20 protein-coding genes are annotated in these 25657 nt (G+C 67.4%); 12 read left to right on the top strand and 8 right to left on the bottom strand.

Annotated elements, in window-relative coordinates; translation table 11 throughout:
- Window positions 1-111: 111 nt before the first annotated feature.
- Window positions 112-282, bottom strand: a complete 171-nt coding sequence (locus BLS34_RS25925) for a hypothetical protein (protein ID WP_156907260.1) — start codon at window positions 280-282, stop codon at window positions 112-114.
- Window positions 283-330: 48 nt separating this feature from the next.
- Here BLS34_RS25925 and BLS34_RS25930 point away from each other — a divergent pair, with 48 nt between their 5' ends.
- On the top strand, window positions 331-486 hold the full coding sequence (locus BLS34_RS25930; protein WP_175474223.1) for a hypothetical protein: 156 nt from the start codon (window positions 331-333) through the stop codon (window positions 484-486).
- A gap of 45 nt (window positions 487-531) precedes the next feature.
- Here BLS34_RS25930 and BLS34_RS13480 read toward each other — a convergent pair whose 3' ends face one another.
- Complete coding sequence (locus tag BLS34_RS13480) at window positions 532-2151, bottom strand: dihydroxyacetone kinase subunit DhaK (protein ID WP_093151014.1); 1620 nt, start codon at window positions 2149-2151, stop codon at window positions 532-534.
- Window positions 2152-2737: 586 nt separating this feature from the next.
- Between BLS34_RS13480 and BLS34_RS13485 the strand changes: the two genes are divergently transcribed.
- Entirely contained in the window at window positions 2738-4570 is a 1833-nt protein-coding gene (locus tag BLS34_RS13485; RefSeq protein ID WP_093151016.1) for a PAS domain-containing protein, read from the top strand.
- A gap of 115 nt (window positions 4571-4685) precedes the next feature.
- Here the strand turns inward: BLS34_RS13485 and BLS34_RS13490 are convergent, their stop codons facing one another.
- The 3 genes from BLS34_RS13490 to BLS34_RS13500 form a co-directional block, all read right to left on the bottom strand.
- Window positions 4686-5759 (bottom strand): ATP-binding cassette domain-containing protein, encoded by a 1074-nt coding sequence (locus BLS34_RS13490; RefSeq protein WP_093151018.1) that lies wholly within the window; start codon window positions 5757-5759, stop codon window positions 4686-4688.
- A gap of 11 nt (window positions 5760-5770) precedes the next feature.
- On the bottom strand, window positions 5771-6811 hold the full coding sequence (locus tag BLS34_RS13495) for an ABC transporter permease (protein ID WP_093151020.1): 1041 nt from the start codon (window positions 6809-6811) through the stop codon (window positions 5771-5773).
- Between the two features lie 99 nt (window positions 6812-6910).
- Entirely contained in the window at window positions 6911-7882 is a 972-nt protein-coding gene (locus BLS34_RS13500) for an ABC transporter substrate-binding protein (protein ID WP_093151022.1), read from the bottom strand.
- Window positions 7883-8525: 643 nt separating this feature from the next.
- On the opposite strand from BLS34_RS13500, the gene BLS34_RS13505 reads away from it, so the two are divergent.
- Window positions 8526-9596: a helix-turn-helix domain-containing protein gene (locus tag BLS34_RS13505; RefSeq protein ID WP_175474224.1), complete on the top strand. Its 1071-nt coding sequence runs from the start codon at window positions 8526-8528 to the stop codon at window positions 9594-9596.
- 258 nt (window positions 9597-9854) lie between these two features.
- Window positions 9855-12770 (top strand): beta strand repeat-containing protein, encoded by a 2916-nt coding sequence (locus tag BLS34_RS13510; protein WP_093151026.1) that lies wholly within the window; start codon window positions 9855-9857, stop codon window positions 12768-12770.
- A gap of 27 nt (window positions 12771-12797) precedes the next feature.
- On the opposite strand, the gene BLS34_RS13515 is transcribed toward BLS34_RS13510, so the two are convergent.
- Together BLS34_RS13515 and BLS34_RS13520 are read right to left on the bottom strand one after the other, a co-directional pair.
- On the bottom strand, window positions 12798-13262 hold the full coding sequence (locus BLS34_RS13515; protein WP_093151028.1) for a nuclear transport factor 2 family protein: 465 nt from the start codon (window positions 13260-13262) through the stop codon (window positions 12798-12800).
- A gap of 94 nt (window positions 13263-13356) precedes the next feature.
- Window positions 13357-13905, bottom strand: a complete 549-nt coding sequence (locus BLS34_RS13520) for a carboxymuconolactone decarboxylase family protein (protein ID WP_093151029.1) — start codon at window positions 13903-13905, stop codon at window positions 13357-13359.
- A 194-nt stretch (window positions 13906-14099) separates the two neighbouring features.
- Here BLS34_RS13520 and BLS34_RS13525 point away from each other — a divergent pair, with 194 nt between their 5' ends.
- Window positions 14100-14678, top strand: a complete 579-nt coding sequence (locus BLS34_RS13525) for a TetR/AcrR family transcriptional regulator (RefSeq protein WP_028794190.1) — start codon at window positions 14100-14102, stop codon at window positions 14676-14678.
- Window positions 14679-14701: 23 nt separating this feature from the next.
- On the opposite strand, the gene BLS34_RS13530 is transcribed toward BLS34_RS13525, so the two are convergent.
- Complete coding sequence (locus BLS34_RS13530) at window positions 14702-15670, bottom strand: LysR family transcriptional regulator (protein WP_028794191.1); 969 nt, start codon at window positions 15668-15670, stop codon at window positions 14702-14704.
- A gap of 117 nt (window positions 15671-15787) precedes the next feature.
- Between BLS34_RS13530 and BLS34_RS13535 the strand changes: the two genes are divergently transcribed.
- The 7 genes from BLS34_RS13535 to BLS34_RS13565 all read left to right on the top strand — a co-directional run.
- Window positions 15788-16654: an ABC transporter permease gene (locus BLS34_RS13535; protein WP_028794192.1), complete on the top strand. Its 867-nt coding sequence runs from the start codon at window positions 15788-15790 to the stop codon at window positions 16652-16654.
- On the top strand, window positions 16654-17457 hold the full coding sequence (locus tag BLS34_RS13540) for an ABC transporter permease (protein ID WP_211228886.1): 804 nt from the start codon (window positions 16654-16656) through the stop codon (window positions 17455-17457). Before BLS34_RS13535 ends, BLS34_RS13540 begins: the two co-directional genes overlap by 1 nt.
- Before the next feature lie 40 nt (window positions 17458-17497).
- Window positions 17498-18652 (top strand): extracellular solute-binding protein, encoded by a 1155-nt coding sequence (locus tag BLS34_RS13545; RefSeq protein WP_245565592.1) that lies wholly within the window; start codon window positions 17498-17500, stop codon window positions 18650-18652.
- Between the two features lie 69 nt (window positions 18653-18721).
- Window positions 18722-19795 (top strand): ABC transporter ATP-binding protein, encoded by a 1074-nt coding sequence (locus BLS34_RS13550; RefSeq protein ID WP_093151033.1) that lies wholly within the window; start codon window positions 18722-18724, stop codon window positions 19793-19795.
- 31 nt (window positions 19796-19826) lie between these two features.
- Window positions 19827-20924: an NAD(P)/FAD-dependent oxidoreductase gene (locus BLS34_RS13555; protein ID WP_093151034.1), complete on the top strand. Its 1098-nt coding sequence runs from the start codon at window positions 19827-19829 to the stop codon at window positions 20922-20924.
- Window positions 20925-21405: 481 nt separating this feature from the next.
- Window positions 21406-22404, top strand: a complete 999-nt coding sequence (locus BLS34_RS13560; protein ID WP_051244549.1) for a helix-turn-helix domain-containing protein — start codon at window positions 21406-21408, stop codon at window positions 22402-22404.
- A gap of 341 nt (window positions 22405-22745) precedes the next feature.
- Window positions 22746-25657 (top strand): DUF4347 domain-containing protein (locus BLS34_RS13565; protein ID WP_175474225.1); only part of this gene is annotated, 2912 nt, incomplete at its 3' end.

The following is a 25657-nucleotide window of genomic DNA, read 5'->3' on the forward strand; positions in this document are numbered from 1 at the left end:
TACGGTCGGGAGCATGCCCAATTTGCTCAGAACCGAGGTCGGAACGAGGACATGGCGGGGGGGGCGCCGAGGCATCTGGCGGCTTGAGGGGCGGCTCGGCGAACCAGGCTGTCAGGTCAGTACGAAGCTATCCACGGTCACGTCGGTGTGAGAGACACCGATCAGGGTGACGGTGTTGCCCGATCCGAGCTCCAGAACGGTATCGCCCGCGGCGTCGGAGCCGAGCCGGGAGAGCAGATCGCTCGCGCTCGACACGACGGTGCCGTTGACGTCGGCGGCCACGGCGATCCGGTCCGTGCCGATCCCTATTGCCGATCGGAACCCGAGGCGGTGCGTGCGCAGCTGGAAAAGGCCGGAGCCGAGCCCGCGCTGGCCGCCGATATCGCCGGCGGCGTATGCACCTATCTGCTCGCGGGCTGCCAGGGCGGCATCCTCGGCCTCGACAAGGCAACGATCGGCGCCCTGACAGGTCGGCTTATCGGCTGACCGCAGCTGCACGGGGCCGAGTGGGGACGGGGCAGCGGTCCTCCCTCAAGACGCCAGATGCTCGAACAGGCGCGCGACCGCTTCGGCCCCCGGGTCCCGGACGCCCCGCAGGCTGTGCTCCGGCACATAGGCCGCGCGGCCGGCCTTGGCTTTGGTCATCGAGGCGGTGCGGTCGGCCCCGTCGCGCGCCGCCGCCGCGGCGGCGGGCAGGCCGTTGGGCAAGGCCGCAAGCGCGGGGGCCAGCGCATCGATCATGGTGCGGTCGCCGGGCACGGCGCCGCCGACCTCCTGAATCCGCTCCAACCCGCGGATGAGCGCGCCGGCGGAGTCCGCGCCGTCGGCCGCCGCGTCGCCGGCGGCGGAGAAGAAGATCGCTAGGAGGACCCCGGACGACCCGCCCATGGTCTGGCTCAGCTCCAGGCCGATCGCCCGGTAGAGCTGGGCCATGTCCGCCAGCGGCATCCGGTCGAGCGCGCCGATCAGCGCCCGCGCGGCGGTCGCCAGGGTCGATCCGGTATCGCCGTCGCCGGACTTGGCGTCGAGCTGGTTGAGCTCTGCCTCGGCGGCGATCATCACCTGGCAGCAGCGTTCGATGAAGGCCCGCCGCTCTCCATGGGCCGACGGCGTCGGCTTGATCGGCGTCAGCCCGTCGGGCAGCGGGATCGCCTCGACCGCCGACGGCGCGACCGCACCCGGCCAGGCCACGGGGGCCACCGGGGCCGAGAGCGCGGCTTCGTCGTCGCTGGTCAGAGGCAGGATCGAGACCGAGAACCCGCGCATGTCGAGCGACGTCATCAAGGGCGCCGGACCGATCACCCGCTTGATATGGCGACCGAGCGGCGAGCGCATCAACTCTTCCGCCAGGATCGACATCTCGAGCGGTGTGGTCCCACCCAGGTTGTTCAAGAGGACCGCGTGCGGCCCTTTGCCGAGATAGGGGGCGAGCCTGTCGGCCACCACTTGCATCGCGTGCCGGGCGCCGTCGAAATCGACCTGGCTGACGCCCGCCTCGCCGTGAATGCCGAGGCCCAGTTCCGCCTTGCCGTGGGCGATCCGTTCCTCCTTGGGAGAGCCCGGAACCGTGCAGGTATCGAGGGACATTCCGATCGAGGCCACCCCGGCGATCACCCGGTTCGCCGCCTCCGTGATCGCCTCCAGGTCGCGCCCCCGCTCGGCCAGGGCGCCCGCGACCTTATGCACGAACAGGGTGCCCGCGACCCCCCTGGGTTGCGGCAGCTCCGGCAGGGCGATGTCGTCATCCACCACCACCATCGCGACCTTGAGCCCGAAGGCGCGCGCCCGCTCGGCCGCCAGACCGAAGTTCAAACGGTCGCCGGTGTAGTTCTTGACGATCAGGAGGCACCCCGCCGTGCCCGTCACCGCCAGGATCGCCGCCAGCACCGCGTCGACCGAGGGCGAGGCGAAGATCTCCCCGCAGACCGCTGCGGTCAGCATTCCCTGGCCCACCAGGCCGGCGTGCGACGGCTCGTGACCCGACCCGCCACCGGAGATCAGCGCCACCTTGGAACGGTCCCAGTCCGAGCGCATCACCACCTTGATGTGCGGGTAACCGTCGAGCCTGGACAAGGCGCCGCCGGAGGTGCGGAGCAGGCCGTCGATGGCCTCGGTGACGATGGCGTCCTTGGCGTTGATGAATTGGCTCACGGGGACCTCCTCATGATGGGATACGTTCGCCCTGATCGTTGAAATAGAGCGCCGCCAAGCCCAGTCGGTAGACGCGACTCGGGGGATCCGTTGCACTATGGCGGACCCCACAGGGGTGTCCAGGCGGTTCCGTGCGCCGCGTCGCAGATCGATCTCGACCGGTGCCGAGGGGAGATCTTGGTCGGCCAGGTGGTGCTCCCGCGAGGCTGTGTGCCATGGCCGCGACCAAATCGATTCGGACGACACTTCCTAACAGCTTTCCGTATTCCGGCACCGTCACGGCATCGACATCCGTGTCGTCCGTCATCGGGAGGAGCCCGCTCGACGGGGTGTCGCGGCCGCGCGGCTGATCAGATGGATCTGAAAAATCACCCGCAAGGAATCCGGTATCCGAACCGGTGACGGGGATCGATGTGAAGCGGGCTGCTGGACGCGCTCTCTTGTGATCGATCTCATCAAATGACGTGCGTTTTGTTGGTTAATTACACTATTAGCGGTGAATTTATTCAGAATGTTATCTTTAAGTGGTTGTTAATTGCGGGGCTCATAGGGTGACGTCCCGTAAGAAAACATGAAGGTTACCCCCATGGGTGCCAGGCTAAAATCGATCGAGGATGTCCAGGCACGGGTCGCGCGCCATCCGGCGAAGGACAGCCTGACCTTGGGCCAGGTGGTCTGTCTCGGCCTCGAGGATCTCAAGGCGCGGGTCGGCCATCAGCGGTGGCGCCGAACCGAGGAACTGGTCGTCCATCTGATCGAAACGGCGGTCGAGGAGATCCTCGGCCCCGAGGATTCCTTCATGCGATCGCGGGACGGCTCCTACCTCATCGTCTTCGGCTCCGGCAATCCGGACATTGCGGAAGCCAGAGCGGCACGAATCGCCACCTTGGTGAACCGGAGGCTGTTCGGCGAGGACGATGCCGATGGACTCATGGTCCAGAACGTCGTCGCCACCTCGGAAGGCCTGGAGGGGGGCGAGAGTCGCAACCCGGCATCCATCATCGAAGCGCTGTTGACCAAGGCCCAGCATATGTCGATGTCGGACGATCATCGACAGCCGGCCTGCGCCAGGGGCGATGGGGTCCGGGCGGACAAGGGGAACGAGGCACGGGGCGCGCCGGCCGATGGCGGCGACGCCTTGCATGGCGGCGGCCACAGATTCGCCCGGCCGAATGACGTGCGCGAGGCCCTGCTGCAGGAATTCACTTCGCTCTCGGCCGGTACGGTCCGGTTCGCTTTCCGCCCGGTCTGGCAGCCGAAGATGGAGCGCAACGCGGTCTTCCACTGCGTTCCGCTCAAGGACAGTCTGATCGAGGGCGAGCCCTACGAGGACTACCGGGTACTGGGCGCGGATCCGGGCCGGGACGAGATCGCCGAACTCGATTTCGGGGCCATGGAAGTCGCGCTGCTGGCGCAAAGCCGGCGTCTGGCGCAGGGCGGTCGGCAGATGGTGTCCTTCAACCTGCACTTCGAGACCCTCAGCACGACCCGGCGGCGCAACGAAGCGATCGCGCTGCTCGACAAGGCGCCACGGGAACTCTGCGAGACGCTGCTTTTCCAGATCGTCGGCATTCCCGAGGGCGTGACCGAGGGGCGGCTCGCGGAGATTATCCGGCCGCTTCAGGGCTATGCCCGCGATGTGGTCGCCCTGATCGACCTGACCGGTGCGCAGTCACCCTCGGCCGGCCAGTTGGCCCGTCTCAGGGCGGCCGGCCTCCGTTGCGTGGTCATCCGCCTGCCGGACTGCACGTCGCCGGTCTCCGCGGCCGCAATGCGCAACATGATCGCGGCGCTGCGGCGTAGTGGGATTCGTTTCGGCGTGAGCAATGTCGCCCTGCTGAAGACTCAGCGGATGTGGAAGCGGGAAGGCGCGAATTTCTTCGTCGGCGCGCTGTTCGGCGGTCCGTTCGATCAACTGCCGTCGGCCTATCAGTATCCGGTCTCGGAAATGAGCCTGCCGACCAGCACCGCTTTGGTATACGCCAAGTTCAACGGCCATGATGTCGAGACCTGGCAACGGATTGCGGCCAAGTTCGATGTCGCTTTCGCCACGATCAGCGCTGACGACGGTGGTGTTCCGCGCTTCGAGCTCCTTTCGGAAGGCATCGACGACCTGCTCGGCTATGCGCCGGACGAGCTGGTGGGCAAGCCGATGCATGCGCTTTATGCCGGCGAGACCGACAAGGTTGCCGCCACCGAATTCCTGGACCGCCTCCGGACGTCCGGTGAAGCCAATGTCTGCCTGAAGGCAGTCACCCGGGATGGCGACGAAAAAGTGTGCCGGATGGTGGCCATGCGGGCGCCGCACGCGCACCGGCAGCCGCAAGGCATCTTCTATGCGTACCTCGAGGATCCGTCCCGGGCGGCTCCGCGGCAAGGCCAGCGGGACGGCGCCGAGCACGCCCATGCCGCAACCTGAGGGGATTTGAATTCGGGCGTCGGGACCGGCCCCGCGCCGGTTGCCGGCGCAGGGCCGTTCGTATCCGTGTCAATCGGAACGTCGACCTGGCGGCTTTCGTTGGCGGGATCGCCGGTCAGGCCGCCGGCCGGGGGGCGTCCTCTTCGGCGGTCGGGATCGCCGGCACCAGGGCCCGGACCAGGTCGGTCATGTCGAGCCGACCGACGACCCGGTCGTCCTGCACGACCTTGAAGCAAGCCGAGCTGTCGCCCCGCGACTGCGCGATCACGTCCTCCAGCGTCGCCTCGGCGTCGACCGCGTCGTCCACGCCCTCCAGGTCGGCATCGCGGCGCATCACCGAGCGGACGCGCAGCACCCGCGCCCGGTTGATGTCGGTGATGAACTCCTCGACATAGGCATCGGCCGGTTTCATCAGGATCTTCTGCGGCTCGCCCTGCTGGACGATGAAGCCGTCCTTGAGGATCACCAGCTTGTCGGCGAGCTTCAGCGCTTCGTCCAGGTCGTGGGTGATGAACACCACGGTCTTGTGCAGTTCTTCCTGGAGTTCCAGGAGCAGGTTCTGCATGTCGGTGCGGATCAGCGGGTCGAGCGCGGAGAACGCCTCGTCCATGAGCATGATCGGCGCATTCGACGTCAGCGCCCGGGCCAGGCCGACACGCTGCTGCATGCCGCCGGAGAGCTGGTTCGGGTGCTGGTTGGCCTGACCCTGGAGGCCGACTCGGTCGAGCCATTTGTTCGCTTCGGCCTGCCGGTCGTCCTTGGCGAACCCGCGCACCGCCAGCGGCATGGCGGCGTTTTCCAGCACCGTGCGGTGCGGCAGCAGGGCGAATTTCTGGAACACCATCGACATGGTTTCCTGGCGCAGGGTCCGCAGCCTGCTCTCGCCGAAGTCGAGGATGTTCTCGCCGTCGACCTCGACCGTCCCGGCGGTCGGCCGGATCAGCAGGTTGAGGTGGCGAATCAGCGTCGACTTGCCCGAGCCGGACAGGCCCATGATGACCGTGATCTTGCCGTCGGGGATATCGATGTTGATATCGCTCAGGCCCAGGACGTGATTGTGCTGGTCCAACAGCTCCGGCTTGGAAAGTCCCTGGGTGACGTGCTCCATCGCTCCCTCCGGATCGTCTCCGAAGATCTTGTAGAGGTGTTTCAGCGCGACCCGGGTTTCGGGAGATTTTTGCTCGGTCATGACGGGTCCCCTCAATGCTGCTGGACGGAGTTGATGCGCTGGAGCGCCGCCTTGGTGACCCGGTCGAGGATCACCGCCAGCAGCACGATCCCGAGGCCGGCGACGAGGCCGACACCGAGCTCGAGGTTGCGGATTCCGCGCAGCACAAGAACGCCGAGGCCGGGGGCGGAGACCAGCGACGCGATCACCACCATCGCCAGCGACATCATGATGGTCTGGTTCACGCCGGCCATGATGGTCGGCAGGGCGAGGGGGATCTGGACACCGAAGAGTTTCTGGCGCTGGGACATGCCGAAGGCGTCGGCCGCCTCGATCACGTCCTTGTCGACCAGACGGATGCCGAGATCGGTCAGCCGGATCACCGGTACGATCGCGTAGAGGATGATGGCGATGCCGAACAGCTTGGATTCGGTGACGCTGAACAGGAAGATCAGCGGGATCAGATAGACGAAGGGCGGCAGGGTCTGGAGCATGTCCAGCACCGGCGTGGTCATCCGCCGCATGGAATCGCTGCGCGACATCAGGATGCCGATCGGCACTCCGATCAGGACGCACAGGAAGGCGCAGACGAAGATGATCGACAGCGTCTGCATGGCGTAGTCGTACTGGTCGATGAAGGCGAGGCCGGCGAGGCTGACGCCGACGAAGGTGACCAGGGCGGCCGACCGCGAGACCAGCCAGACGACAAGCAGAAGGGCCGGAATGACGATCCACCATGGCGTGGCCAGCATGCCGTAGAGCGCGCCGTCGAGCATCCAGCTCAGCGGCTGGGTCACCGGGTCGAGGACGACCTTCAGGCTGTCCTTGATGCTGAGAAACCCCTGTTCCAGACCCTTGGTCACGTCGCGCGACTGGGGCATGGCCGCGCAGGCGTCGTTCAGGGCGTCGAGGGAGGGGAACGGCGTATCCCATAGCGAGACCTGCTGTTCGCCCCCGCCGTCGCCGGAACTCTGCGCGACCAGATCGGACATGGACATCGGGGCGGAGCTGGCCGAGGAACCGCACCAGTCCTCAAGCCCCAGGGCTTCGAATATGCCGTCATAGGTGGCCACGAAAAATGCCTTTCCCGCCACTCACGCGGCGTCGGACCTTGATAACAAAAAGAAAAGCGGGGCCGCGCCATGCGCGACCCCGCTCGTAGGATCGGCGTATCAGCTAGCGCTCAGAACCGAGGCAAGCTTCTCGCGGGCGTCGTCATTGAGCCAGGACGACCAGGTGTCCTTGTTGGTCGTCAGGTAGTGGACGGCGGCCTCTTCGGCGGAGGCGTTGTTCTCGTCCATCCACGCCAGAAGCGCGCTCATGGTGGCGGTCTTGAAGCTGATGTTGCTCATCAGCTCGGCGATCTCGGGCTCACGCTCCTTGAAGCTGGACGTCACCGAGGTCAGGACCGGAGCCGCCGGGAAATCCGACACGCCCGGATCGGCGGTATCCTGATTCTGGTTCGCCGCGTGGATGTCCTTCTTGTACTCGCCGAGGTCGACGCGGGTCATCTCGTACTTGCCGAGCGGAACCGTCGGGCCCCAGTAGTAGCCGAACCAGGGCTCCTCGTTCTCATAGGCCGCGGCCATCGAGGTGGCCAGCGTCTCGCCGGAGCCGTGGTTGAACACCTCGATACCGGAGGATTCCAGGTCGAGGGCGCGGACCAGGTTATCGCTCACCACCCGGCAGCCCCAGCCGCTCGGGCAGTTGTTGAAGCGTCCGCCGACCAGCTCGGGATTCTTCATGATCCCCTCGATGGTCTTCAGCTCGGGATATTCCTCGGCGAGGTAGGTCGGGATCCACCAGCCCTCGACGCCACCCGGCGACAGGACTTTGGCGACCCGCTCGATCTTGCCCTGGTCCTCCAGGCGCGCATAGGCATCGCCGGTGGAGTTCAGCCAGAGCTCGGTGACGATGTCCGGCTCGCCGTTCTCGGCGACCGAGGTCACCGCGGGCACGGTGTCGGACGGCACGACCGTGACCTCACAGCCATAGCCCTGCTCCATGATGAACTTCGAGACGCTGGTCACAACCGAGGCCGAAGCCCAGTTCATCTCGGTTATTGAGACCTCGCCGCAGTCGGCGTTCGCCGCGGCGGGCACCATGAATGCACCAGCCGCGAGACCGATTGCCAACTTCCTCATGTAAATTCTCCTGCACTCAGTTCCGGCCGATGCCTGAAAGCCCGATGGAGTCCGGGGCGCTGAATCGCGCCGACATCTCAAGCATCCAAGCAGAGACCGTTGGAATCGTCGGGGCGCCGGATACGGCCGCTGTTGGACCGATGGCGCATGGCGGCCGCCGCATTTACGTGCGAGGGGCCTGAGCAGCCTCCGAGGCCACGGATGGCCCCCGGAAGACATGACAGCGCCCGACCGCCGCCAATGGCTAACACTTTAGTCTGATCCGCCGGGTGTCAACCGGCGCTGCCACATTTTTGCCATTCGCGCGGCACCGGCTCCCCCGGTCCGGCGCCTCTACCTGCGCGAAACGCCAGGTGTCGGAGCGCTCAAGACCGCCCGATTTAGTCTGATCCGTCAAAAACCCGATCGGGGCGATGGCCGGGGCACATGCGCAGGGCTTTGCCGGACGTCCCCGATTCTGTGCCGTTCCGTGCAGTTTGATCGCGGACGGCGCTCGTAGGGTTGTATTCACGGTGGGCGGCGGACTACCGTCCGACGACGTTCTTATCTAGTAAAAACAAGAATGGGGCGCCGGTCCCAACCACGAAGTCCCGGACCAGCGTCTGCGTATTCCTCGGGGCGGGGAACGACGCAGGAGCATCAGTTGCAGAGGCATCCAGTCACCGACGGCGGAACAGGCGTTCAGCGGGTCCCCAACACCGTATTCGACGTGGACATGGTGGCCCGCCCGGAGCGGTATGACGTCTGGCGCGACAGCATCTCGTGCATTTTTCAAGCGGATGCGGACAAGGAGGCGAGGGGGCAGGATTTCCACGCCCTTGTCGACGCCAACATGTTCGGGCCCCTCATGCTCGCGCGGACCGAAAGCCACGAGCACGTCTGGCGACGCACCTCGGCCATCATGGCGCGCGACGGCATGGACCATTACATGATCCAGGCCTACGAGCGCGGCCAGCTGCAGTGGGGCGGGGGGCTCGGCGACCAGACTCTGCCGGAGCGCGGCCTGCTCATCGTCGACCTCGCGCAACCGCTCGAATCCAGATCGTCGGAGTTTCGGAACCTCTCCCTCATCATCCCGCGCGAGATGCTCGATGGGGCGCTTCAATCGCCCAACGACCAGCATATGCGGGTGCTGAGCGGCGAGGAGCCGATCGTCACCCTGCTGCGCGACCACATGGTCTCGCTCAAGAACCTGGCCGATCAGATGAGCCTTCAGCAGGCGGTGGAGATCGCCCCGGCGACTGTCGGACTGGCGGCGGCGTGCCTCAACACGGTCGTGGACGAGGAGGCCCCGTCCCAGGCCGCCGGGGTGGCCATGGCGCAACTTACCGTGATCCGGCGTTTCATCGAGACGCACCTGGCGGAACCGGCGCTCTCCGCCGATTGGATCGCCGGCCGTGTCGGGGTGTCGCGATCGAAACTCTACCGGCTCTTCGATCCCTTCGGCGGGGTCGTCGCCTATATCCGCGACCGCCGCCTGCGCCGCGCGCTGCTCGCCCTGAGCGACAGCCGGGAACGCCATCGACCGATCTACGACATCGCGTTGGACGCCGGCTATTCGAGCGATGCAGCCTTCAGTCGGGCGTTCCGCTCGCGCTACGGCGTGGCGCCCCGGGACATTCGCCGCACGCCGTATGTCTACGGCGACGCCATCGGCGACCTCGACAATGTCGATCGCCGCTACGAGCGCTGGCTGCATCATCTGTCGGTCTGAGCGAACCGCCCGCCCAGAGCCCCGCTCTTGCCCGTCCTTCTGCAAAAAACAGACGCACGGTCGCAAATCCGAAACGTCCGGTACGGCGCCGGGCTCCGGATGCGGGCAATTTTGTCCGGAGACCCGATAACGATCAGACCGGACAATGTCGAAACAGACCTGGGAGAATTGGCCGCTCCGCGGCGCCGGGCCATGGCTTGGCGCGGTCGTCGGCCGCGGGAAGGGCCACCATCCTGATATCCGTCAGGGGGCGGCTCGATGGTAGCCTTCACGCTGACCACGGGCGCCGACGCGCCGACCCTGTCCACCGGGAACGATACGGTCACCGGGTCGCAGGCCGGCAGCCTCAACGCCACGGACACGATCAACGGCCTGGCCGGATCCGACACGCTGACCCTGTCGGCGGTGCAGACAGTTACCTTCGGGGCCTCGACGCTGACCAATGTCGAGACGGTGACCGTCACCGCCGGCGCGCAGAACATCACCACCCATGACGGGACGGTGGCCGCCGGCCAGAGCCTGACCGTCGATGCCTCCGCCAGTGCGGCGACCCTCTCCTGGGACGGCTCGGCGGAGAGCGACGGCAGTTTCACCCTGATCGGCTCCGATCAGACCGACACCCTGATCGGCGGTGCCGGCAACGATCTGCTGTCCGGCAATGTCGGCGGCGACAGGCTGAGCGGCGGCGCCGGCAACGACACGGTGACCTACGGCAACGAGGCGGCGGACGACGACACCCTGGACGGCGGCGCCGGGACCGACATGATCCGGGTCACGAACTACGGTGACTTCAGCGATGCGGGCGCCATCACCGGGTTCGAGGTGATCTCGGTCTCCAACGGCGCCACGGCGGTCTTCGCCGATACCTTCGGCGGCACCACCACCGCCCTGGTCGGCGGCGGAAGCTTCGGCTTCTATGTCCGAAGCGGCACGAGCCTGGACCTCAGCAACCTCGACGTCAGCGGCCTGACGGCCGGCACCGCCAGCGTCACTCTGGCCGCCTTCGACGCCGATGCCGCGACGCTGATCGCGCCGACCGGGTTCGCCGTGACCATCGGCGGGAAGTCCGGCGCGGATCTGCTGCGCGGCGGCTCCAAGGGCGACACCGTCACCGGCGGCGCCGGCGGCGACACGATCAGCGGGGCCGGCGGCGAAGATTGGCTGACCGCCGGTGCCGGCGCGGACCTGGTCTATGGCGGCGCCGGCAACGACGTGTTGAGCGGCGGCGCCGACAACGACGTGCTGAGCGGCGGCAGCGGCGACGACGATCTCTCGGGCCAGGCCGGCGACGACCGGCTCATGGGCGGCACCGGCACGGACTTCCTGACGGGGGGCGACGGTGCGGATACCCTGCTGGGCGAGGCGGGGGAGGACTCGCTCTCGGGCGGTGACGGCAACGACGTGCTGAGCGGTGGGGCCGCCTCCGACGTGCTCTGCGGCGAGGCCGGCGACGACCGGGTCGTCGGGGGCGCCGGCGGCGACGAGCTGTGTGGCGGCAGCGGCAGCGATACCGTGGCGGGCGGCTCGGGAGCCGACGATATCGGCGGCGGCGGCGGCGCGGACCTGCTCTCCGGCGGCGCGGGGAACGACACCCTGACCGGTGGCGCCGGCTCCGACACCCTGTCGGGCGGGGCCGGCGCGGACTGGTTCGTGATCGGCGACGGCGACACGGTGGCGGACTGGGGGACAGGCGATAGCCTGGCCCTGATCGGCGCGTCCGGTCTGACCGCCGCGGGGATCTCGCGGAACGGCGATACCCTATCCTTCGATACCGACGGCAACGGCAGTGCCGATGTGACGATCACCGCGACCGGCCTGGCGTCGGGCGCAAGCTTCACGGTCACGCCCGAGACCGGTTACCGGAGCGTCACCTACACCGCCCCGGCTCCCTCCGGCGGATCGTCCGGCGGCGGCGGGGGCTCGGGCCTGTCGGTCGACGACAATCCGGCCCAGGCGGGAACGGGCGACCCGAGCCGCGTGCTGACCAACAACGGCCAGACGACGGGCTCGGCCGCCATCGTCGAGAACACCGGCAACAACGGCAACACCGTGACGGCGAGCCTGCCGGGCGGCACCTCCCTGACCGCGTCCGGCCCGGCCGCCGCCGTGAGCGGCAGTTCGGCGCTCTCCACCCTGCTGACGGCGATCGAGGCCCGCGGGCCGCTGGGCCCGGACCCGGTGCTGGACAGCGCGCGAGGCTATCTCGACATGCTGTCCGGCAGCACCAAGCTCGACATCCGCACCATCGTGCCGTCGGCCGGAGGCACGGCGCCGGCGGATCCCTTCGTCATTTCGGGCACCACCCCATCCGGCGCGGGCTCCCAGGCGGAAGCCTTCGTGCTCGACGTCTCGTCGCTGCCGAGCGGCAGCGTCGTGCAGCTCGACAATATCGAGTTCGTCTCGGTGATCGGCAGCGCCTCGATCGTCGGCGGGGACGGAGACAACTACGTGGTGGGCGACGACGCGGCCCAGTACATCTCGCTGGGGATCGGCGACGACACCCTGGCCGGTGGCGGCGGGAACGACATCGTCGGCTCCGGCGCCGGGACGGATTTCCTGCAGGGGGACGGCGGCAACGACATCGTCTTCGGCGGCGCCGAGGCCGACACGGTGCTGGGCGGCGTCAACGAGGACGTGGTCTATGGAAACCAGGGACGCGATGTCCTCTACGGCAACCAGGGGCTGGACTCGCTCTATGGCGGGCAGGAGGCGGATGTCGCGTTCGGCGGCCAGCATCCCGACATCGTCTACGGCAATCTCGGCACCGACACGCTCTACGGCAATCTCGGGGCGGACACGCTCTACGGCGGCCAGGATGACGACGTTCTGTATGCCGGTTCGAGCGCGCCGGACGCCGGCGCCGACGTCCTGTTCGGCAACCTGGGGAACGACACGCTGGTCGCCGGCAAGGGCAATGCCGTCCTGTCCGGCGGCGCCGGGGCGGACCGTTTCCAGGTCGGCGAGGACGGCATCGACATTGTCGCCGATTTCTCGGCCGCCGAGGGCGACGTGGTGGCCGTGCCGGTGACGCTGGACAGGCTGGCGACCCTGCTTGCCGGGGCGACGGTCAACGAGGCCGGCGAGAGCGAGATTGATTTCGGCCAAGGCGCCGTTGTGAGGTTCGTCGGCATTGCCCCCGACGACCTGAACCTCTCCATGTTCGACGTGATCTGACGCAGCGGCCCCCGCCCGAGACGCCCGCTACAGGCCGAGGGCGGAGAGGCCGGGGTGATCCTGCGGGCGCGGGCCCCGGGGCCAGTGGAACAGCCGCTGATCTTCAGCGATCGGGAGGTCGTTGATCGAGGCGAGACGCCGCCGCATCAGGCCGTCGGACGCGAACTCCCAGTTCTCGTTGCCATAGGCGCGGAACCAGGACCCGCTGTCGTCGTGGTACTCGTAGGCGAAGCGGACGGCGATGCGGTCGCCGGTGTAGGCCCAGAGCTCCTTGATCAGCCGATAGTCGTGCTCGCGGGCCCATTTCCGGGACAGGAACGCGACGATCCGGTCGCGTCCGCTGAAGATCTCCGCACGGTTTCGCCACTGGCTGTCGGGGGTGTAGGCCAGCGATACCTGCTCGGGCGACCGCCCGTTCCAGGCGTCCTCGGCCTTGCGCACCTTGAGCGCGGCGGTCTCCGCGTCGAAGGGCGGTAGGGGTGGTCGGCTCATCGGTCGTCTCCTTGTTTCGCCGGTCCTTGTCTTGTCGGGCGGGAAGGCATGCCGCGGGCGCGGGGGGAGGGGCGGCCCGCGGCATGTCCGGGGATCAGGCGGCGCTCGCGCGGACCGCGGGGAAGTCGATCGGCGTGCCGAACGCCTCGTTGACGTAGTTGGTCAGCGTGTTCAGCGCGACATGGGCGACGATCTCGACGATCTCGGCATCGCCGTAGCCGGCCAACCGGACCGCGGAGACATCGGACTCGCTCACCTTGCCGCGCTGCTGCACCAGCTTCACCGCGAAGCGGACGGCGGCGTCGGCGGTCGGATCGTTGGAGGCGCCGGCCCGGTTCGCCGCGATCTCGGCGTCGTCCAGCTTGGCCAGGTTCTTGCCCAGATAGGTGTGGGCCGACAGGCAGTAGTCGCAGCCGTTGATCTGGGCCACGGCCAGGGCGATCCGCTCGCGCGTCTGCGGCTTCAGCGCGCCCTTGGCCAGCGCACCGTTCAGGCCGAGATAGCCCTCCAGCGCCGCCGGGCTGTTGGCGGTCAGGCGGAACAGGTTCGGAACGCTGCCGAGCATCTTCTTCACCCCTTCCAGCAGCGGCTGGGAGGCGGCGGGGGCGTCGTCGATCGAGGCGGGAAGCGGGATACGGGTCATGTCGGATCTCCTTGATGGGCGCCGATGCGCCGTTGCGGTGATCGAGTATATACAGACAGGTCTGTCTATTATCAAGGCCCGATTTTCTCAGGCATCTGCAAATTTTTCCGATTCCGCTTCCCATCACGTCGATGTGAATTATATACAGACCGGTCTGCATAGTTGATAGACGCCCGAGACAAGGAGCGATTCCCGTGAAGTCCCGCCGCGACGAGCTCGTCGATACCGCCCTGCGCCTGTTCTATGCCCAGGGTTTCCACGCCACCGGGATCGACAAGGTCCTGGCCGAGGCCGGGGTGGCGAAGATGACCCTCTACAAGCACTTCCGCTCGAAGGACGAGCTGATCCTGGCGGCGCTGCACCGGCGTGACGAGCAGTTCCGCAACTGGTTGATGGGCGAGATGGAGCGGGCCTCCGCCGATCCGCGTGAGCGGCTGCTCGCCATGTTCGACGCGCTGGAGGAGTGGTTCGAGGGGCGCGCCTTCAAGGGGATGGGCTTTTCCGGCTGCGTCTTCATCAACGCCGCCGGCGAGTTCGCCGATGCCGACCACCCGGCCCACCGGTCGTCCTGCGAGCACAAGCGGCTGATCGTCGACTACCTGGCGAAGCTCTGCGCCGACGCGGGCGCCCGCGATCCCCACGCCCTGGCGGAACAGCTCGCCCTGCTGAAGGAAGGCGCCATCGTCACCGCCCAGGTCCGCGGCATCCCCGACGCCGCGAAGACCGCCAAGGCCATGGCGCAGGGCATCATCGACGCGGCGCTGGCGGCGTAAGTCTCCAGCATGGCGGCACCGGCCTACCGGTAGGTGCGGTCCTCGAGCGGCGTCGTGGCGATGGCGTCGCGCAGGGCGGCGAGCAGCATCTCCTCCGCCCGGTTCTTCGCCGTCTTCCGGTTCCAGACCAGATAGACGTCGATCGCCGGCAGCGGATCGTAGGGCGGCACCTGCCACAGCCGCCCGTCGGCCACGTCGCGGGCGGCCACGTGCACCGGCAGCGGGCCGATGCCGATGCCGGTGTAGATCATCCGCGTGACCTCCTCCAGGTTGCTCGACATGCCGGTGATCCGCTGGCCGAGCTCGGCCTGGGCCCGCATCAGCGTGACCGGCTTCAGGGCGTCGTGCAGCCGGTCGGTCTCGAAGCTGACCGTGTTGTGGCCGGCGAGATCGGCCAGGGTCAGGTCGGTGCGGCCGAACAGGCTGTGATACGGCCCGCAGAACAGCCCGAAGAACTCGCGGTAGAGCTGTTCGTATTCGAGCTGCGGATTCGGCTCGCGCACCAGGCAGATCGCGAAGGAGGCGCGCTTGGCCATCACCTCGGCGACGGCGTCGGCGCTGGACAGCACATCCATCGACAGGCTGACCCCCGGATTGGCCCGGTGGAACTCGGCCAGCACCCGGTCGAACAGCGGACAGACCACATGGCTCGCCACGGCGATCGTGACATGGCCGCGGATCTCGTCGGTGATCTCGCGCATCAGGGTCGACAGCCGCAGCACCGAGCCGTGGATCTCCAGCGCCGCCTGATAGAGCAGCTGCCCCGCGTCGGTCAGGGCGTAATGTCCGGGCGACCGGTCGATCAGCCGGCGTCCGAGCCGGTCCTCCAGCTTCTTCAGGGCGGTGGAGACGGACGGCTGCTTCAGGCTGAGCCGTTGGGCGGCCTCGGTCACCGACCGGCTCTCCGCCAGCACCACGAAGGTGCGCAGCAGGTTCCAGTCGAGCTCGCGGGCGATCCGCTCCGGTTGATGGTGCCTGTCGATGTCGAGCATAGATTTCATCGATAATCAGAATACATCATATCTATTTGAACTATGGTTAAGGACTTCGCAAGCTTTCCGTGCTCACAGCAACGAAGTTTCCGTGCTCACAGCAACGAAGGCTGACGCATGTCGGTTGAAGCGCGCGAAGCCCGCCAGCCCTGGATCCTTCTGTCGCCGGCCCTGACCGCGGTCGGGCTGCTGCTGTTCGTGCCGCTGATCTTCATCGTGGTCTACAGCTTCTGGCTGCGGACGGCCTCTGGCGCCGATCAGGTCGGCTTCTTCCTCGACAACTGGCAGGAAGCGCTCACCGACCGGTTCTACCGCGACATCCTGCTCTCGACCCTGCGGATCGCGGCGATCACCACCCTGGTCTGCGCGCTGATGGGCTATCCAGCGGCGTATTTCATCGCCCGGTCGCGCGGCAACAAGGCGATCCTGCTGCTGCTGCTCATGCTGCCGTTCTGGATCAGCTACATCATCCGCACGATGAGCTGGATCAACATCCTCGGGGTGTCCGGCGCGCTCAACACCGCGCTGATGTGGACCGGTCTGATCTCCGAGCCGATCCAGATGCTCTACAACGAGCCGACGGTGATCCTCGGCCTGGTCCACTTCCTGCTGCCGTTCATGATCCTCAACGTCTATGTCAGCCTCGACGGCATCGATCAGACGCTGGAGGAGGCGGCGACCTCGCTCGGCGCCAACCGGTGGGAGGCGTTCCTGCAGGTCACCCTGCCGCTGTCGCTGCCCGGCCTCGCCGCTGGCGGGCTGCTCTGCTTCGTGCTCGGCGCGGGCACCTACATCACGCCGCTGGTCCTGGGCGGGCCGAGCGACGCCATGTTCGCCAACCTGGTCTTCGAGGCCATCATCACCCAGCTCAACTGGCCACTGGGCTCGGCTCTCAGCCTGATGCTGTTGGCCGTGCTCGGCCTGCTGGTGGCGATCTACAACCGCTACCTGGGCATGGCCCAGCTCATGAAGGGGCTCGGGTGATGCGGAGCGCGAGCGGCCTGGGGTGGCACCTGATCCGCGGCTGGGCGCTGCTGGTCTATGTCTTCATGTTCCTGCCGGTGGCGGTGGTGGTGCTGCTGAGCTTCAACGCCAGCCAGTTCGGCAGCTTCCCGATGACCGGCCTGTCGTTCCGCTGGTTCGTCGAACTGGCGGAGAACGAGGCGATCCTGCGGGCGTTCGAGACCTCCATCGTGCTCGGCCTGCTGACCTCGATCATCTCCACCACGCTGGGCGTGCTCGCCAGTCTCGCCCTGGTGCGCTACCGGGTGCCGGGCGCCAACGCGATCTCCACCCTGCTGATCGCGCCGATCCTGGTGCCCGAGGTGGTGCTGGCGGTGGCGCTGCTGCTGTTCCTCAACTTCCTCGGCATCCACAAGAGCTTCGCGCTGCTGCTCTTCGGCCACGTCATCTTCACGCTGCCCTTCGTGATTCTCGTGGTGCAGGCCCGTCTGGTCGGCATCAAGCGCGAGGTCGAGGAAGCCGCCCTGAGCCTGGGCGCCAACCCGGTCCAGACCTTCTTCCAGATCACCCTGCCGCTGATGCTGCCGGCGGTGCTGGCGGGCGCCCTGTTCGCCTTCACCATCAGCTTCGACGACATCACCGGCACCCTGTTCTGGAAGCCCGGTGGGGTTGAGACGATCCCCACCCAGATCTTCGCCATGCTCCGCAACTCGATCTCTCCGGAGATCAACGCGCTCGGCACGGTGATGATCGTCATGACCGTCGGCCTGCCGCTGCTGGGAGTGGCGGTGGCCCGGCGCCTCGCCCAACGCAGCGGGGGCTGACACCGATTTTGGAACACCAAGACGCAAACAGGAGAGCTTCATGACCGACAAGATGGACACCACCACCCGCCTGGAGCGGCTGCGCGAGCGCTACATGAACGGCGACCTGGATCGTCGCGGCTTCCTCGGACTGATCGGCGCCGCCGGTCTCGCCTACGGCGTCCACACGCCGTTCGCCCGGCATGCCCTTGCCGCCAATGTCAGCCAGGTCCGGTTCGACGGCTGGGGCGGCGTGGTCTCCGAGGCGTTCCGCGAGTACGCCTTCGATCCCTACACCAAGCAGACCGGCATCGAAGTGGTCGACGGCACCTTCGGCGGCGGCGACGAGTATCTGTCCCGCGTGAAGGCCAGTCAGACCGGCGAGTACAACATCGCCCATCTGTCCGGCGTGTTCGACTATGCCCGCTACCACAATCTCGGCCTGTCCTCGGAGCTGAACGAGGCCAACATCCCGAACCTGAAATACGTCATCCCCAAGCTGGTCGACGTGTTCCGGGCGGTGACCGACGGCAAGCTGTCCTGCGTGCCCTACGACTACGGCACCACGGGCATCGCCTATAACCGCAAGCACATCTCCGACGACGAGATGAAGGAGAAGGGGGCCAAGATCCTCATCGACGAGCGCCTGAAGGACAAGATCTCCGGCTGGGGCGACTGGCGCACGCGGATCTGGTTCGGCGCCCTGCAGACCGGCCAGGACCCGAACAACGCGAGCGACATGGACGCGATCTGGGACGCCATCCGCGCCCATCGCGACCTGTCCCTGAAGTACTGGGGCTCGGGCGCGGAGCTGATGAGCCTGCTGGCCGAGGAGGAGATCTACGTCACCGAGGGCTGGTCCGGCCGGATCTACGCGCTGCAGGAGCAGGGCCACGACATCGGCTACATGGACCCGCCGAACGGCTACGGCTGGCAGGAATGCCTGTTCGTCATCAAGGGCTCGCCGATGGAGCCCTGCGAGGAGCTGCTGAACTTCATGCTGGCGCCGGAGACCTCGATCGCCGTGGCCGAGGGCCAGAACTACCCGCCGGCGCTGGATCCGCAGAAGGTCGATCTCGGCGACAAGATCCCGACCCTGCCGGCCTTCGATCCGACCGGCAAGCTCGCCGGCCTGACCTTCGCCGATCCGCAGTACTGGAACAGCAACGAGGCCGACTGGTCCAAGACCTTCGGCCGGGTCCAGAAGGGCTACTAAGACGACAGCCCCCTCCGGTAGCTGCCGGAGGGGGCCTCACGCATCCAGTGAACGGGCGGGAGTGTCCAGGTGAGCTCGGTAGTCCTCAAGAACATCGTCAAGCGGTTCGGCAGCTACACCGCCGTCCATCCGTCCGACCTGGAGATCCAGGAGGGGGATTTCGTCACCCTGCTCGGCCCGTCGGGCTGCGGCAAGACGACGACCCTGCGGATGATCGCCGGCCTGCTCGACCCGAGCGAGGGCGAGATCCTGATCGGCGGCAAGCGGGTCAACGACGTCCCGATCCACAAGCGCAACCTGGGCATCGTGTTCCAGAACTACGCGCTGTTCCCGCACAAGACGGTGGCCGACAACGTCGCCTTCGGCCTGAAGTACCGGAATGTCTCGAAGGACGAGATCGCCCGCCGGGTCGAGGAGGCCCTGAACCTGGTCCAGCTCCCCCATGTGGGCGGGCGCTATCCCAAGGAGCTGTCCGGCGGCCAGCAGCAGCGCATCGCGCTGGCCCGCGCCATCGTCATCGAGCCTGACGTGCTTCTGCTCGACGAGCCGCTGTCGGCCCTGGACGCCAATCTGCGCGAGGACATGCGCGTGGAGCTGAAGCGCATCCAGCACCAGATCGGCGTGACCACCGTCTTCGTCACCCACGACCAGTCCGAGGCGCTGGCCATGTCCGACCGCATCGTGGTGATGAGCGGCGGGCGGATCGAGCAGGTCGGCACGCCGGAGGAGGTCTACAACCGGCCGCGCAGCGAGTTCGTCGCCAACTTCCTCGGCGCCTCCAACATCCTGGACGGCGTTTGCCGGGAGCGCGGGGCGGAGACGGCAACGCTGGAGGTTCCGCTGTTCGGCACGGTACCGGTGCCGCAGGACAAGGCGGCCGGCATTTCCGACGGACCGGCCAAGCTGGTGCTGCGGGCGGAGAAGCTGACCCTGATGGACGCGCGCGCCGACATCACCGGGATGATCGCCGCCGACGCGACGGTGGAGACCGTCGACTACCAGGGCCAGACCGTGCGCTATTTCGTGCGGGCCGGCGACCGGTCCTTCCAGGCGATCAACATGATCAACGAACGTCCGTTCCCGGAAGGCAGCGCGGTCAAGATCGCGTTCCGGTCGCAGGACTGCGCGGCACTGCCGGGCTGACGCCCTCTCACCGACCCAAGTGGATCGTCTCATGACCACGGCCGATGTCATCATCGTTGGCGGAGGGATCGCCGGCATCACCGCCGGCGCCTGCCTGGCCCGCGACCTCTCCGTCCTGGTTCTGGAGGGCGAGTCCCGGATCGGCTACCACGCCACCGGCCGCTCGGCGGCGATCCTGATCCGCAACTACGGCAACGCGACCCTGCGGGCGCTGAACCTGGCCTCGGCCCCGTTCCTGGAAGCGCCCGAGCATGTCAGCGACGCGAGCCTGCTCAGCCCACGCGGCGAGATGCTGGTGGCGGGCGAGGAGGAACTGGCGGATCTGACAGCCTATGTCGAGGGATCGACCGGCATGGAGATCCTGACCGGCCGACAGGCCCAGGAACTGGTGCCGATCCTGCGGGCCGAGGCGATCGTCAAGGCGGCGATCGAATGGGACGCCCAGGACATCGACGTGGACCGGATGCTGTCTGGCTATGCCCGGCTGCTGCGCCGGCGCGGCGGTGTCGTGGAGACCGACGTGACGGTGCGCGAGATCCGCCGCGAGTCCGGCCACTGGACCGTCACCTCCGATCGCGGGACCTATTCCTCCGCCATCGTCATCAACGCCGCCGGCGCCTGGGCGGGTGTCATAGGGCAGATGGCCGGCGCCACCGAGGTTCCGCTCGCCCCGCTGCGCCGCTCGGCCGCGATCCTGCCCGCTCCGGAGGCGCATGACATCTCCCGCTGGCCGCTCTTCGCCCCGGCGACCGAGGCCTGGTACGCCAAGCCGGAGGCCGGCAAGCTGCTGGTCAGCCCGGCCGACGAGGACCCGGTGGAACCGCATGACGCCTGGGCCGACGACATGGTGCTGGCCGAAGGTCTGGACCGGTTCGAGCGCGCCGTCGACTACACGGTCACCCGGGTGGAGACCAGTTGGGCGGGGCTGCGGACCTTCGCTCCCGACCGAAGCCCGGTGGTCGGCATGGACCCGGCCGCCGACGGGTTCTTCTGGCTGGCGGGGCAGGGCGGCTACGGCGTCCAGACCGCGCCGGCCCTGTCGACGCTGACGTCGGAACTGATCCTCGGCGGCCCGACGAGCCTCGCCACGGGGGTCGTCGACGCCCTCTCGCCGGGCCGCTTCTCCTAGGTTTCTAAGCTCGGCCCAGGATCCCGACCGGCCGCTCTTCCGCGCCACTGCCGTCGATGCGCGTCATCGATGCGCGCCGCCGATTCGGGCCGGAGTGCCGGACAGCCGTTTGACCTGACGCAGGCTCGCCGCCCTCCAATCCTTGCCGCCGGCGCAGAGCGCGGGGCGCTGCCCATGGCAGCCTGTGAGCATGGCACCCGGGTTGACCGGTTCCACGGCTCGGTGACTTTACCTATTATTCTTTTGGGGCAAGTTTCGTAAAATCCTGTCCAGGCGCGGGAGTTCATAGTGGAAATCTCATTCATGATCTTCAGAATGAGCTGCCGTGAAATGTCCGCATGCGACGACAGCATCGCGCGTCGGAGTTGCTGATAGGCCATCCGGCGTGACATCTGGAACCGCCGGGTCAAATCACACCGAAGGTTCTATGGCTGACCAGGGAATTCCTAGGTTCTCGATTGTGCCGGGCGAAGTAACGCCAGTGGAGCACTTCGCGCGCCTGCGGCAGGCGGTGGAGCCGTATGTCGACTCGACACCCTTGCGCGACGTCTCCCGGATGCCCGAGCTGCCGTTCATCCATCAGTATCACATGGGGCGGTTGCTGTTCGCGGAGACCCGCATGATTCACCAGCGGTCGCGCCGCGATGCCGGGTGGATCCGCCGCAACGACGTCGGCCATGTGCTGGTCCAGGCGTTCATCACCGGCGGCGGCGCCTCCCTGCATGGTGGGCGGGAGTACAGGACCGTCCCGAACGGCATTGTCGCCGCGAACATGTGCTTTGAGCTGGACGCGGTTCTCACCGACAGCCACATCCTGACCCTGGTCGTCCCGCCGGAGGTGATCGAGGAGCACTTGCCGGTTCTGCGGGATGTGCGCGGCCCGCTGTTTGCGCCGGGTGCGGCGGCCGGCAAGGTATTCGCCGACTTCCTGATCTCGCTGCGTCGGCATCTGCCGGACGCGTCGAGGGCGGATGCGCCCGTGTTGACCGACGCCGCGATCGGCCTCATGGCATCGCTGCTGTCGAAGGAGGACACCTCCTCGGCCGAGGCCAGCCGCGGGGTTCTGATGGCCGTGCAGCGGCATATCGACCAGCGGCTCGGCGATTTCGACCTCGGCGCCGACAGCCTCTGCGCCGAATTCGGCCTGTCCCGAACGTCGCTGTTCCGGATGTTCGAGGAGCTGGGCGGGGTGCGGGGATACATCCAGAGACGGCGGCTGATGGCCTGCTTCCGCGCGCTCAGCGAGCCGCGCAACCGGACGCGCCGGATCTTCGACATCGCGCTCGATTACGGCTTCAGCAACCCGAGCCACCTGAGCGTTCTGTTCCGCAGCCACTTCGGCATGTCGCCGAGCGAGGTTCGCGAGGCGGCCGGCGACCAGTTCACGCAAGATGGCACGGCATGGCGTCCGCCCGACGGCACCGGGCTGAGCATCCCCGAACAGATGCGTCTGTGGAGCCGTCAGCTCGGATCGTCCTAGAGCCGATATGGTCGGCGACTTTGTTCAAAGGCAATAAGATAGAGCACGACCGGGGCAGATCGAAACGATCCGGCCCGGCGATTCCCGTTGCGCGGATTTCGACGCGATTGGGACGCAATCGAAAGATTTCTGGGACTCCCTGAAAAGTTGATTTGCGCCGAAGGCGGCAAGGTTCTCCCGGGGGTGGACCGGGAGTCGGTCATGTCGAGCGTACCAGGTCCTCCCCGATGCGGTTCTCGCGGGGGAGGCCTGGACATGACGTCTTTGGACAAACGCTCCGGAAGCGACCCGGTATCGGTCCGCCTTGCCGGCGACAGGCGTGGCGCGGAGGTCCGGGCCGCATGACCGGCGACGCAGCGCTCTCGTTCCGCGGTCCGCTCGTGCGGGATCACGGGACCGCCGAGCCCCGGCGATCGGGCGACCGGGCCGCCGTGCCTGCCCAGGCCCGCGAATTCCTGTTCCTCGATCCCGACATTCGCGATCCGCGCATCCTGCTGGATGGCCTCGTCCGCCCGGTGACAATCGTCCGGCTGAAGCGCCATCGCGACCCGATGCGCCAGATCGCGGTGGCGCTCGCCGGTGCTCGGGGGATCGACGCGCTGCATATCCTCTGTCACGGCGCGCCGGGTGCGCTGCGGCTCGCCGGCCGGATGGTCGACACCGAGACCCTGCGGGCGTCGCAAGATCTGCTGACGGTGATCCGCGCAGCGCTGTCCGACGAGGCGGCCATCGGGCTGTACGCCTGCTCGGTCTGCGTCGGTGAGGTGGGGGCGACCTTCGTCGATACGCTGTCCCACGCATTGGGCGCCCGGGTGGAGGGTGCGTCCGAACAGCTCGGCCCCGGTGCCGGGTGGCAGAGCTTCGATGCCGCCTTCCTGCCGTTCGACCCGCGACGCCTCGAAAGCTATCCCCATGTCCTGGTGTCCGACACGGTGACCGGCGCCGGCTTCGACACCACCGACGGGACCAACCTCACCAGCGGCTCGGTCTTCGCCGACGGCGACGACACGCTGTACATCGCGGACCCCACCTTCATTTCCGGCTCCACCATCGACGGCGGCGGCGGCACCGACACGCTACAGCTCGATGGCGGCGTGGATATCAGCGGCGCCACCGTGACGTCCTTCGAGACGCTCCTGGTCAAGAACTCCAACCCCTTTGCGGCCGTCGCTTCCGCGACGGTCAGCGCCGCACAGCACAACGCCTTCACCATTGGAGATGCCGGGCTGAGGCCCGGTGCGGCCATCCAGCAGACCATCACGCTCGGTGCCGGCACCGAGGCGGTGACCGGTTCGTCCGTCATCGAGGCCTACGTTCTTTCGGAAAATTATAGCGGCACCTTCACGCTTGGTTTCGCGAGTCAGAAGGTCACGGGCAGCAGTGGCGACAACACGTTCGTTCTCTCAGACCTGTCACCCGAACAGCCTGCGAAAATCGACGGCGGGGCCGGGAACGACACCTTGGTGTTGAACGGAACCATCAGTCTGGTGTCGGCCGCCCAGACCGGCATGATAAACAACATCGAGAACCTGACGCTCGGCGACGGCGCCAGCGTTACTATGTTCGATTCATACCATGACTTGGTCAACTCGGCGCCGGGTACCAACACCGTCTCCCTGGTCGTCGGCAATTCGACCCCGGTAGCCGCCCATGCCGAGGTCGAGACCTACGTGCTGACGGACGACATCGGCAGTCACGCCGTGACGTTGAACGTCCAGGCGGCGACCAATGTCACCAGCGAGGGCCATAACGATACGGTCCAGGTCGGCGGGCTGACGGCGACCGGGACCTACGTTCTGGACTCCGGCGACAAAATAACCGCCACGGACGGCGCCGACATCAGCGGGGTGAACGGCGGCGCGGCGACCACCGCCGGAAGCCTGAGCTTCTCCGGCTCGGTCACCATGACGGTGGCGCAGCACAACGATCTCTCTGCCGCGAATCTCCAGGGCAGCACGGGAAGCGACACGGTCGTCCTCGCCGATGCCGGGACCGTCACCGGCAGCGCCACGGTCGAGGCCTATACCCTGGCGGACGGCGGCAACGCCTTCACCCTGGGGACCGCCGGCCAGAGCGTCACCGGCGGGACCGGCGCCGACACCGTCAATGTGGGAACCTACGAGGTGACCGGCTCCCTCGCCGGTGGGGCCGGGGACGACACGCTTGTGATGAGCGCCGGGGCGAACCTGTCCGGCGCCACGGTCAGCGGCTTCGAGAACTTCGCCCTCAGCGGCAACGGCAGCTTCTCGATCCCCGAGCTGGCCAGCGGCCAGACAATCGAGCTGACCGGCGTCACCGGGCTGACCGCCGCGAATGTGCGGATCAACGGCTCGAACATCGAGGTCGACACCGACGCGACCGATTTCGGCGCGGTGGAGACCACCTTCGCGACCGGTGGCGACCTGTCCGCGCTGGGCATCGCCTCGGTCACCGAGAGCGGCGGCAACACCTATATCACGCTCGGATCGGCCAACACCGCGCCGGCCATCGGCGGCGCCGCCGCCGGCCAGACGGTCGACGACACGGCGACGATCACGCCGTTCTCCGCCGTCACCCTGGCGGATGCGGACGGCGACACCGTCAGTGTCAGCATTCAGTTCGACACCGCGGGCAAGGGCGCCTTCACCGCCGCCTCGCTGACCGCCTCCGGGTTCACGGAAACCTCCGCCGGGGTCTATGGCCTGACGGCGACCGACCCGGCGAGCGCCCAGGCGGCGATCCGCCAACTGGTCTTCGATCCCGCCGAGAACCGCGTCGCCCCCGGATCGACCGAGACGACCACCTTCACCATCACGGTGAATGACGGCACCACGACCGCCAGCAGTGCGACGACGACCGTCGTCTCCACCTCGATCAACGACACGCCGAGCGTCACCTCCGGCGGCACGGCCAGCGTGGCGGAGAACGCCAGCGGCACGGTCTACACCGCGACCGGCTCCGACCCGGATGCCGGGGCGAGCCTGACCTACGCGATCTCAGGCGGGGCCGATGCGGCGCTGTTCGACATCGACGCCAATACCGGCGCGGTGACCTTCAAGTCTGCCCCCGACTTCGAGACCCCGGCCGATAGCGGTGGCAACAACGTCTACGACATCGAGGTCACCGCCAGCGACGGCACCAACACCAGCACCGCCCAGTCGGTCGCCATCACCGTCACGGCCGTCGACGAGAACCCGGCCTTCTCCAGCGGCACGACGGCCAGCGTGGCGGAGAACGGCACCGCGACCGGCTACAGCGCCACCGCCGCCGATCC

This window comes from Thalassobaculum litoreum DSM 18839 (assembly GCF_900102465.1).
GTDB classification, from domain to species: Bacteria; Pseudomonadota; Alphaproteobacteria; order Thalassobaculales; family Thalassobaculaceae; genus Thalassobaculum; species Thalassobaculum litoreum.